Genomic DNA, 10,905 nt, shown 5'->3' on the forward strand with positions numbered 1-10,905 from the left:
CTCCTCAGACGGCGACAGACGACGGCGCGGGCGTGGGCGCCGCGGCCGGCAGTAGTGCGGTGGCTCCGGCGTACACCGCGGCGGCGGTGACGAATCCGATCACCGCGTCCACCGAACCCGGCAGGTGATAGTGCGCGAGACCCGCCGCCACCGCTCCGATCCCCCACGCCGCGAAGGCGATCGGCCGCACCCGGGCCCGCTCCGGCTCGCGACGCCGGGTCAGCACGTAGTCGACGATCAGCACCGCGCCGATCGGCGGCACCACCACACCGAGCAGCACCAGCCAGTTGACGATGTGCGCCCAGACGCCGGTCAGCGCCACCACGGTGCCGATCAGGCCCAGCGCCGCCGCCAGCGGCCGCATCCGCAGGGGCGTGATCCCGGCCCAGCCCACCGCGCCGTTGTAGAGGCAGTGCGCCGCAACCGATCCCAGGTTCGCGAAGACGAACAGCACCGACAGCCCGGTGATGAGCGGCCCGTGCCCGGCCAGCAGACCCAGAAAGGCGCCGCCGTCGTTCGCCGGGTCGGCGGCCCCGCCGATCGCCACCACCAGACCGCCGATGAGGAAGGCGATGGAGTTGGCGAACGGGAAGGCCGAGGCCGCCGCCACCAGCCCCGCTCGGCCGTCGCGGGCCCAGCGGGTGAAATCGGCGGTCATGGTGCCCGAGTCGGCGAAACCGCCGACCACGATGCTCACGCACGCCCAGAACCCGAGCGGGCCGCCGCCACCCGCGTATCCGAACGCGCCGGACAGCGAATGCCCGTGCCCGAGGCCGTAATACAGCGCCAGACCGGCCATGACCAGAAACAGCGGCGTCCCGATCAGGCCGATGAGCGAGAGCGCGCGGATTCCCGCGAGGGTGAGCAGGACGAAGCACACTCCGCCCAGCAGCCCACCCCACGTCGGACTCCACCCGTACAGGCCTTCGAGGGTGGTGCCGGTCAAGCCGACCTGATAGGAGAACCAGCCGATCACGACGGTGGCCAGGAACCCGACCACCACGGCGCGCCCGCGGTCGCCGAACGCGTGCCGGGCCTGCAGCGAGAAGTTCCGTCCGGTCTGCCCGCCGATCCAGCTCAGCGTGCCCACGTAGCCGAACAGCAGCAGGTTGCCGAGCAGGATCGCCAGCAGCCCGCGACCCATGCCCTGGCTGTACACGATCAGTCCGCCGAAGACCGCGTTGCCCAGGCACATCGGGAATCCGGCCCAGACCGCGGCGACCGAGAGCAGGCTGCGACGGGCCGCGGCCGGGACCGGTTCGTGCTCGTACTCGTGATTCGACATGGTTCTCCGCGACCTCAGCCCTGCTGCTTCAGACCCTTTGCGGGGTCGATGAATTCGTTGGTGACCAGATCCTTGGCGGTCAGGTTGCCGGGGACTTCCCGGCCCTTGGCGCGCAGCAGCGGGGTGACCTGGGCGATGGCGCGGGTGACGCGGTCGAGGTCGAAGTCGCCGAGGGTGTTGCCGGGCCCGTTGGCGATGATCTTCTCCTTCAGCTGCACCTTGACCGAGTCGGTGTTGCCGCCGGCGGTGATGGGCGGACCGTCCGGAATACCCTGCGCGATCTTCAGCAGCGCCTGATTGGTGGGTTCGGGGTCGGTGGCGTAGTCGATCTGGGCCTGCTGCAGCAGGGGGACGAGCTTCTGCAGGCAGGGACGCAGCTTGTCGAGTTCACCGGAGCGGACCGACCAGGCGTGCGGGTAGCTCTCGTATCCGGCGTCGGCGACGAGCAGGTGTCCGGTGGGCTCGAGCCAGCCCTTGACGTCGTGCTCCCAGCGGTAGGGCTCATTGGAAACGTAGCCCTGCTGCATGACGCGCCCGTGTTCGGCGACGAAGCGGCTCGGCGTGCCGTCGTAGGAGGCGTCGGCCTGTTCCTTCTTCACGTCCCCGTTGGCGATCAGGTAGTCCATGTAGATCTTGCCCTCGGAGTACAGGATCGGGGCGTTGGTGGCGGCCACGTCCTTCCACGAGTTGACGGTGTAGGTGGCCGGATCCCACATGACGATCTGCGGGTTCTTCTGCAGGGAGGCGAAGACGCCGGTGAGCGGGAACTTGGCGGCGGCGCGGACCTGCTCGTCGGTGGGGACCAGGCCGAGGGTGATGGAGGTGTCCTGGTACATCTGGGCGGGCACCGGCTGCCCACCCAGGAACGGACCACCCAGTCGCACTTCGACATTCACGCCGGTGTCGCCGAGCGGGCCGGAGTAGGCGCCCTTCTTGGCGTCGACAGTGCCGTTCGGGCCGACCAGCTGATACGCGGCGGCGCGTTCGGGCGTCGCGAACCAGTCGGTCTGGATCACGACGGTGGACGGGCACACACCGGCCAGCGCGCCCTTCCCGGTCGGGGCGGGAGTCGATGCGCCGCCACTGCAAGCGGCGGTGAGCAGGACGCTACCGGCGAGCGCGGCAGCAGCGAGGACACGTTTCTTCACGAGCATTCCTAGGGTTGGGCACAGTGGGGTTGAGACACGGTGGGGTTGAGGCACGGTGCGGTTGCGACACCGCGGGGTTGCTAGCTGCGGGCGCGCTTGCCGTGCGCGCGGTCGACGCGTCCGGCGAGGAAGTCGAAGATCCAGAACAGGATCAGGCCGACGAGGGAGGACAGCAGGAGCGCGGTGAGCAGTTCTTCGGTGGCCAGCCGCTGCCGGTAGACGTCGATCATGCGACCGATGCCCGGATTGCCCTGGCGGAAGAAGAAATCCGCGACGATGGAGCCGATCACGGCCATACCCGCGGAGATCTTGAAGCCGGAGATCATGGCCGGGAGGGCGGCGGGGAGTTGGAGTTTCAGCAGGCGCTGCCACCGGTTGGCGCCGTGCAGGGTGAACAGGTCATGCTCGGAGGGCTGCACCGATTTCAGGCCGAACAGCGTGTTGGTGATGACCGGGAACAGCGACACCATGACGCAGACGATCACCCGGCTGCCGAACTCGTAGCCGAACCAGAATCCGAACAACGGCACCACCGCGAGCACCGGAATCGTCTGCAGGATGACCGCGTACGGGTAGAGCGAGTACTCGGCCCAGCGGGCTTGGCTCATGATCACCGCGAAGGTGACGCCGAGCACGATGGCGATGGTGAGGCCGACCAGCGCGATCTGCACGGTCGCGCCCAGCGCCTGCAGGATCTCGGCGCGGGTGGCGGCGTCGAGCAGCCCCTTGGACACCACCGCTTCCGGCGGCGGCAGCAGGAACCTGGATTCCGGCGCTATCAGGAAGTGGCTCGCGATCGACCACGCGGACATGACCAGCACGAACACGAAGACCGGCGCGAAGACCCGGACCGGTGCTATCGCGAAGGGCCAGCGCGGCTTCCGGATTCGACGCACGGGCTGCCCGGCCGCTCCGGGCGTGCTGGTCGCCTCGGATACCGTGGCCGCATCGCCGCCATCGGGCGACGTCGTCGGGTCATCGGCCGCGCGCACCGCCGTCGGGTCGCCCGCCTCGGATGCGGCGATCGGCTCGTCCGACCCGGACACAGCGATCTCGCTGTCCGCGGCCGCGGTCATGCCGCCCTCCCCAGCGTCTGGACGGTACCCCGCTCGGCGTCGTGCAACGCCGCCGAGACCTCCGCCGCGACGGCGCCGAACTCGGCCGTGTACCGCAGCTCCGGCGAGCGCGGAAAGTCCAGCGGCACCGCGATATCGGCCGCTACGCGTCCGGGCCGCCCGGTCAGCACGATGACCCGGGTCGACATGAAGACCGCTTCGGCGACCGAGTGGGTCACGAACACCCCGGTGAATCCCGAGCGCCGGTACAGCCCGCTCACCTCCTCGTTCAACCGTTGGCGCGTGATCTCGTCGAGAGCGCCGAAGGGTTCGTCGAACAGGAACAGTTCGGGCGCTCCGGTGAGGGCGCGCGCGATCGAGGTGCGCATCCGCATGCCGCCGGAGAGCTGTGCCGGCTTGTGGTTCTCGAATCCGGTGAGCCCGACCAACTCCAGCGCCTCCTGCGCCGCGGCCCGGCGAGTCGTCTTGTCCACGCCCGCGAGTTCGGCGGGTAGTTCCACATTCCGCAGCACCGACCGCCACGGCAGCAGGGTCGCCTCCTGGAAGACGTAACCGAGCTTGCCGGTGGCGAGGGAAATCGTTCCGGCGGTGGGCTTCTCGAACCCGGCGGCCAGTCGCAGCAACGTGGACTTGCCGCAGCCGGAGGGACCGACCAGCGAGACGAATTCCCCGGGCCGGATGGTGATATCGATGCCGTCGAGCGCGTGGGTGCCGTTCTCGAAGGTCAGGCCGACATGATGAAAGACCAAGGCCTGGTCGGTGTATACGGTGCCAGCGGGGGCGGTGGCATTCGCGCTCGCGGTGGCGTCCGTATTCCCGTCCGGGCCTTGGCCTTTGACGGTGGTTGAGGCGGTGGTGCGCATGTTCACATTTCTATCGGCGGCTCGTTGCCGAATGCGGTCCAGGCGATTACACCCTTGTTTCGTATACGATCAGCGTGGATCAGTTGGGGGTCAGTTGCCGAGCAGGCGACCGTCCCGCGCGACCACACGGCCACGCTTGACCACCAGCGAGCGTCGCGGCACGGAAACCACGGCGGCAGCGGGTGTTTCGGCGTCCACCGTGAACAGGTCGGCGGTCGCGCCCTCCCGCAGCCCGTAGTCCTCGATCCCGAGCAGGGCCGCTCCCCCGTAGGTGCCCGCAGCCAGGGCCAGTTCGATGTCCTCGTCGAAGACCAGGCGATCCCGGAACGCCACCTGCATGACCCGGCGCAGCATGTCGCCGTCGCCGTAGGGGGTCCACAGGTCCCGGATGCCGTCATTGCCGAGGGCCAGCCCGGCCCCGGCGGCATGCATGACCCGGACCGGCACCACGGGCGCGCTGCCGACCGCACAGGTCACCATCGAAACCCCGGCCTCGGCGAGGCTTTCCGCGATCCGGCGCTGTTCGCCCGGCTCCAGCTCGCCCATCGCGTAGGCGTGGCTGATGGTGACCCGCCCCGCCAGACCGGTGGCCTTCGTGCGAGCCACGATCAGGTCGTACTGCCAGGCGCCGAGCGCGCCACGGTCGTGCAGGTGGATGTCGATGCCCGCCCCGTACTTCTCGGCGAGGTCGAACAGCACATCCAGCTGCCCGGCCGGATTCCCGTCGTACCCGGCGGGATCCAGCCCGCCGACCACCTCCACGCCGTCGGCCAGCGCGGCTTCGAGCAGTTCGGCGGTGCCCGGCCGGGTCAGCAACCCGCCCTGGGGGAAGGCCACGAGCTGGACCTCCACCCGATCGGCGTGCCGGGCCGCTGCCGCCCGCACCGCTTCCACGCCCCGCAACCCGACTTCGGGATCGATGTCGATGTGGCTGCGCACATGTGCGGTCCCCGCGGACACCATGGCACCCAGCAGGTTCGACGCGTAGTCGGCGCTCGGCAGCCCCAGTTCGTCGCGACGGCCCTCACCGTTGGCGATCCGCCCGGCGAGCGTGCCGCCGCCGGTGTTCGGCACCCACGGCCCGCCGTACATGGTCTTGTCGAGGTGGCAGTGCGAGTCCACCAGGCCCGGGAGCACCAGCGCCCCCGCGAGATCCACGGACTCGACGCCGTCGGCGGTGAGCCCGTCCCCGATCGCGGCGATCCGCCCGTCGCGAATCAGGATGTCGGCGACCGTGACCGCTGTACCGGGCGTCCAGGGCCGGCCGCCGCGGAGCAGAAGATCGTTCATGAGATGCACCACCTGTGTCGTAGGAGAGGGAGAACGGAGTCGGGGCGGAACAACGTCAGGACAGCAGCATGGCCGCGCCCGCCCCGACGCCGAACACGATGACCACCGCCCGGAAGGCCCCCGGCCGCAGCCGATCCGCCACCCGGGCGCCGACGACGCCGCCGAGCAGGCAGGCCGGGGCGAGCACCGCGACCGCCCACCACTCGACCGGCCCGAACAGCGCGACCGCGATCACCGCGGTACTCGACACCGTGAGCGTGAGGAGGCTTTTCAAGCCGTTGAGCCGGGTGATCGAGGCATCGATCCCCAGGGCCAGCGCGGTGAGGAGCACGATCCCCATGCCCCCGTTGAAGTACGCGCCGTAGGCCGCGCCGAGGAACACGCCCGCGAACAGTCGCAGGCGTGAGTCTCCGCCGTGCTCGGACAGCTTGCGCGACACCAGCGGCTGCGCCGCGAACAGCGCCGTGGCGGCGAGAATCAGATAGGGCACCAGCGCCGCGAAGACCTTGGGCGGTGCGGCCAGCAGCGCGATCACCCCGCCGGTCGCGCCCACCACGCCGGTGAGGACCAGCCCCGGGACCAGGGTGCGGTGTTCGTCGAGCCGCTTGCGCAGCGCGGCGGCCCCGCCGAGATATCCGGGCCAGACCGACACCGAGTTGGTGACCGTCGCCGTGACCGGCGGCAGCCCCGTGGCCAGTAGCGCCGGGAACGACAGCAGACTGCCGCCCCCGGCGATGGCATTGCAGACGCCCGCCCCTAATCCGGCGGCGAACAGGAGCACGAGATGCGCGGGATCCATGAGTTCCTTCCGAACAGAATGGCCGCATCGTATACAAACCGCCGCAGGACGGCGACCCGAAACCGCTGTGGCGCAGTCGGACCCGTGAATACGACGGCCGTCCAGTGACTTTCGGGCGGATACAGTAGATTTGCCACATCCCGTCGGCCGAGGCCACGATGGATCGTATGCAACTCCCCGTTCCACCGAATCCCTGATGAGGCTGCCGTGACCAGCACCGCCGGGCGTATGACACCGCAACAGCTGTGTCGCGCCATCCGAGACGACATCATTCGCGGCGCGTACGCCCCCGGCCAGCGCCTGACCGAGGACGCGCTCGCGGAGAGCTACGGGGTGTCCCGGGTGCCGGTCCGGGAGGCGCTGCGCACCCTGGAAGCCGAGGGTTTCGCCTCGTCACGGCCCTACGCAGGCGTTTTCGTGGCGGCACTGACCGAGGACGAGGCCGCGGACCTGCTGGAGATCCGGGCCCGCCTGGAACCGCTGTGCGCGTCCCGCGCCGCCGTCCGGCGCACCCCGGAGCAGCTCGGCCGCTTGAAGGAGCTCACGGCCCTCGGCCAGGACGCCGTGCGCGCGGGCCGCCTCGACGAGCTCGCACGCCTCAACAGCCGCTTCCACGAGGTCCTCGCGGAGGCGTCCGGGAGTACCCTGCTCGCGCAGCTGATCATGCAGCTGAGCTGGAAGATCGCCTGGGTCTACTCGGTCGAACTCCCCCGCCGCGCGACCGACTCCTGGCACGAGCACGAACAGATCTGCGCCGCCCTGGAAACCGGTGACCCCGACCGAGCCGCCGCCGTGGTCACCGCCCACATCGCCCACGCCGCCACCGCCTACCGGTTCCGCCAGCGCGCCGAAGACCCTGCGCCACAGCCCGGTTCGGCTCCGCGCGCTTCGTAACACCGGGGAAGCAATTACCGCCCCCGAACGAAACACGGCTCTCGTATACAAACGGAGTCACTTTCGTTCCGGGAGGTAGCCATGACGGATTCGACTCCGCACCAGGTGGATCTGCTGCTGCGGGCCGCCCGCATCGCCGACGACGCGGACCTGGTCGACATCGCGATCTCCGAGGGCACCATCGTCGCGATCGGCCCCAAGCTCCCCGAGCGCGGCACCGAGGAGATCGACTGCGCCGGACGCGTAGTCATCCCCGGCCTCGTCGAATCCCACGTCCACCTCGACAAAGCACTCCTGGACGCCGAGAAATCCAACCCGGACGGCACCCTGGCCGGAGCCATCAGCGTCACCGCCGAACTCAAACGCGGCTTCACCGTGGCCGCCATCCGCGACCGGGCCCGCCGCGTACTCGACATGGCGATCGCCAACGGCACCACCGCCATTCGTGCTCACCCCGACGTCGACCCGATCGTCGGCCTCCGTGGCGTCACCGCGTTGCTCGACCTCCGCGAGGAGTACCGAGACCGCCTGGACCTCCAGATCGTCGCCTTCCCCCAGGAGGGCATCCTCCAATCCCCCGGCACTCTCGACCTGCTGCGCGAAAGCCTGCACGCGGGTGTCGATGTACTCGGTGGCTGCGCGTACAACGAGCGCACTGTGGAGGACTGCCGCCGCCACATCGACCTCATCTTCGATCTGGCCGCCGAATTCGATGTCCCCCTGGACATTCACGCCGACTTCGCCGACGACGCCACCGATCCGCGGTACGCCATGGCGGACTACATCGCCTCGGTCACCGAACTCACCAGCCGTCATGGTCGAGTGACGCTGGGGCACATGACGTCTCTCGCCGGTCGGTCTCCATCGGATCGTGCGCGGACACTCGAGCGTCTCGCGTCTGCCGGGATCTCTGTGGTTCCGCTTCCTGCGACGGACATGCATCTGGGTGGTCGGTCGGACGTCGCCAATGTGCGTCGTGGGATCGCGCCGATTCGGGAGCTGTGGGAGGCGGGGGTCACCACTGCGTACTCGTCCAACAACATTCGGAACGCCTTCACTCCATATGGGAATGCCGACATGCTCGATATCGGGCTGTTCCTGGCTCAGACCGGGCATCTCTCGGGGCCTGAGGACATGAATCGGATTCTCGGGATGGCCACTACCGAGGCTGCGCGGACTATCGGGATCGCGGATCGCTACGGCGTGCGGGTGGGTGCCCTGGCTGATCTCGTTGTCCTGTCGACCTATCGCGTTGCTGACGCTCTACTCGACCGGCCTGATCGGAACTATGTGTTCAAGGGTGGGCGGTTGACGGCTCGGACCACTCGGAATCGGGAGCTTTTCGTACCTTGAGCTATCAATCCTGAGAACGAAACTTAAAGACAAAGACACTCAAAGACAAAAGACTAAAGTGAGGGGCTGGAATGTTCTCGGACAGTGAGGGTTTGATTTCTCAGGCTGTTTTGTTCCGTGCGAACCAGGCGGACTCTACTTCGTTCGGCGTGCGGTAGTCAATCGCGGAGTGGAGTCGAATCTGGTTGTACCGTAACTCGATATAGGCGGTGATGTCACGGCGGGCGTGTTCGCGGGTCCGATAGTGGGTGCGGTGGACGCGTTCGTTCTTCAGGGTGGCGTTGAACGACTCGGCCCAGGCATTGTCGAAACAGGTTCCGGTGCGTCCCACGGAATGTCGGAGGCCGAGTTTCCGAACGGCTCGACGGAATTCGGTGGACAGGTATTGGGTGCCGCGGTCGCTGTGGAAGATGGTGTCCCCGGCTCGGATCGGAAGATTTCGTGCCGCCATGTTCAGGGCGTCGACAACGAGTTCGGTCTGCATGTGGTCGGCCATGGCGTAGCCGACCACTTTCCTGGAATAGCAATCCAGGACGGTGGCCAGATACAGCCAGCCCTGGCGGGTGCGGATGTAGGTGATGTCGCCGACCAGTTTGCGGGCCGGCGCGGTGGCGGTGAAATCACGGCGAACCAGATCCGGGTGGCCGAGCTGGTCGGCGGCAAACGGTGGTGGGGGCCGGAACGGGCGCGGCTGACAGGCAACCAACCCCAGTTCACGCATGATTTTCCGGATCGTATCCGGGTCTGCCGATACCTTCCGGCGGGCCAGCGCGGCGTGGACACGTCGATACCCGTAGGTGCCGTCGGAATGGGTGAAACACGACCGGACCTCGACCTTCAACCTCTCCCGGTGGCGGTCGGTGGCCGAGGGCGCGCGGTGACGCCAGGCGTAATAGCCCGACCGCGACACCCCGGCCCACCGGCACATGTCAGCGATCGCGTGATGGCCTTCTTCGGAAGCGACGAACGCATATTTCACCGCTACAGGTACTTCTTCGCGAAGAAGGCCACTGATTTTCCCAGAAACTCGTTCTCCTCCCGCAGTTTCCGGTTCTCCTCCTCCAACACCCGCAACCGCGACCGCTCATCGGTCGACAAATCCGACCCGGTCTCACCGCTCTCGACCCGGAAGGCGTGAACCCAATTCCGGATCGTCTGCTCGGTCACCCCGCAATCACGCGCCACATCGCCGAACGACCGCCCCTTGTCCAGCACCTCCCGAGCAGCCGACTCCCGGAACTCCGGGCTGAACTTCCGCGATTTCCTCTGCGCCACAAGCCACTCCGTTCAGTCACCCAATCCTAGATTGGGACACTGTCCGAAGAACATCAGGCACCTCAAAAGAGATCAAAAGATAAAGACGCCTGGAGAAGGAAGAGAGGGCGGCCGAGTTTACGAGGCGCCTCACCCACCAGCCCCCACCGGTGAGGACAGGAGAAGGAAGAGAGGGTGGCCGAGTTTACGAGGCGCCTCACCCACCAGCCCCCACCGGTGAGGACAGGAGAAGAAGGAGAGGCTGGCCGAGTTTACGAGGCCCCTCACCTACCAGCCCCTCTAGGTTCGGCCGTGCGTCGTCCCGGCGTAGGGGAAGAGCGGCGGGTGGGCTTCTCGAAGTGGCTTGTTGTCCAGAGGTCTTCGGGTCTTTGTCTGGAGAAGGTGATGCGTGCAGTCCGCGGGCCGGGATCGGCGGGGACGGCTCCCAGCCCGGCGTCAGCCCAAGTCCGGCAGGGCAGACGAGGCAACCACACTCCGCGTAGCCTTGCGCACCCCAGTCAGACACGAACGGCTCGGATTCGACGACACCCGTGAACGCCACGTCCGGCAACTCGAATCGACCGCAGTGGCGATCGCCTGCCCCACGTGATGACGCTCGTTCACGCGCGGTGTGCCGGTGGGATCAATACTCTTCGGAGCAATCCACCCAACCCGGCCCGCATGAGGTGAGTCTTTACCCATCACAACGGTTTTCCAGCCATCAGGGCCATCATTGATCAACGCGTGACAGTGATCGCACGCGAACGCCAGATTGTCGACATCGGTCGGCCCACCCTTGACCCAATCGGTGACATGGTGGGCCGCGCACATACTGGCTGGCTGCTCACACCCGGGCGGGTACATCCCTTGTCCCGGGCCAGGAGTGCCAATCGTTGAGCTTCGCCGGCGGTGCGGCGGGAACGTTGCAGGTAGAGCGGCATCC

At 67.7% G+C, this 10,905-nt stretch carries 10 protein-coding genes; 2 read left to right on the plus strand and 8 right to left on the minus strand.

Annotation, left to right across the window (positions count from 1 at the left end; translation table 11 throughout):
* Positions 1-4: 4 nt before the first annotated feature.
* From ABZ412_RS32945 to ABZ412_RS32970, 6 genes are all read right to left on the minus strand, one after another.
* Positions 5-1,285 (minus strand): cytosine permease, encoded by a 1,281-nt coding sequence (locus ABZ412_RS32945; protein ID WP_357288228.1) that lies wholly within the window; start codon positions 1,283-1,285, stop codon positions 5-7.
* A 14-nt stretch (positions 1,286-1,299) separates the two neighbouring features.
* A complete protein-coding gene (locus tag ABZ412_RS32950; RefSeq protein ID WP_357288231.1) occupies positions 1,300-2,433 on the minus strand; it encodes an ABC transporter substrate-binding protein in 1,134 nt (377 codons plus the stop codon).
* 80 nt (positions 2,434-2,513) lie between these two features.
* On the minus strand, positions 2,514-3,509 hold the full coding sequence (locus ABZ412_RS32955) for an ABC transporter permease (protein WP_357288234.1): 996 nt from the start codon (positions 3,507-3,509) through the stop codon (positions 2,514-2,516).
* Positions 3,506-4,372 carry an ABC transporter ATP-binding protein gene (locus ABZ412_RS32960; protein ID WP_357288237.1) on the minus strand — a complete coding sequence of 289 codons (867 nt, stop codon included), beginning with the start codon at positions 4,370-4,372 and terminating at the stop codon, positions 3,506-3,508. Before ABZ412_RS32960 ends, ABZ412_RS32955 begins: the two co-directional genes overlap by 4 nt.
* A gap of 90 nt (positions 4,373-4,462) precedes the next feature.
* Positions 4,463-5,662: an amidohydrolase gene (locus ABZ412_RS32965; RefSeq protein WP_357288240.1), complete on the minus strand. Its 1,200-nt coding sequence runs from the start codon at positions 5,660-5,662 to the stop codon at positions 4,463-4,465.
* A 55-nt stretch (positions 5,663-5,717) separates the two neighbouring features.
* Positions 5,718-6,461 (minus strand): sulfite exporter TauE/SafE family protein, encoded by a 744-nt coding sequence (locus ABZ412_RS32970; RefSeq protein WP_357288243.1) that lies wholly within the window; start codon positions 6,459-6,461, stop codon positions 5,718-5,720.
* Between the two features lie 207 nt (positions 6,462-6,668).
* Here ABZ412_RS32970 and ABZ412_RS32975 point away from each other — a divergent pair, with 207 nt between their 5' ends.
* Together ABZ412_RS32975 and ABZ412_RS32980 are read left to right on the plus strand one after the other, a co-directional pair.
* Positions 6,669-7,355, plus strand: coding sequence for a GntR family transcriptional regulator (locus ABZ412_RS32975; protein WP_357288245.1), 687 nt, complete (start codon positions 6,669-6,671; stop codon positions 7,353-7,355).
* A gap of 81 nt (positions 7,356-7,436) precedes the next feature.
* Positions 7,437-8,708 (plus strand): amidohydrolase family protein, encoded by a 1,272-nt coding sequence (locus ABZ412_RS32980; protein ID WP_357288248.1) that lies wholly within the window; start codon positions 7,437-7,439, stop codon positions 8,706-8,708.
* Between the two features lie 100 nt (positions 8,709-8,808).
* On the opposite strand, the gene ABZ412_RS32985 is transcribed toward ABZ412_RS32980, so the two are convergent.
* Positions 8,809-9,983, minus strand: a protein-coding gene (locus ABZ412_RS32985) for an IS3 family transposase (protein WP_357288251.1) whose coding sequence is annotated in 2 segments (ribosomal slippage) — positions 8,809-9,719 and positions 9,719-9,983 — 1,176 coding nt in all. Because the reading frame shifts where the segments join, the coding sequence is not laid out codon by codon here.
* A gap of 435 nt (positions 9,984-10,418) precedes the next feature.
* Positions 10,419-10,826, minus strand: coding sequence for an HNH endonuclease signature motif containing protein (locus ABZ412_RS32990; RefSeq protein ID WP_357288269.1), 408 nt, complete (start codon positions 10,824-10,826; stop codon positions 10,419-10,421).
* Positions 10,827-10,905: the final 79 nt, after the last annotated feature.

The sequence above is a fragment of the Nocardia sp. NPDC005746 genome, assembly GCF_040630785.1.
Lineage (GTDB): Bacteria > Actinomycetota > Actinomycetes > Mycobacteriales > Mycobacteriaceae > Nocardia.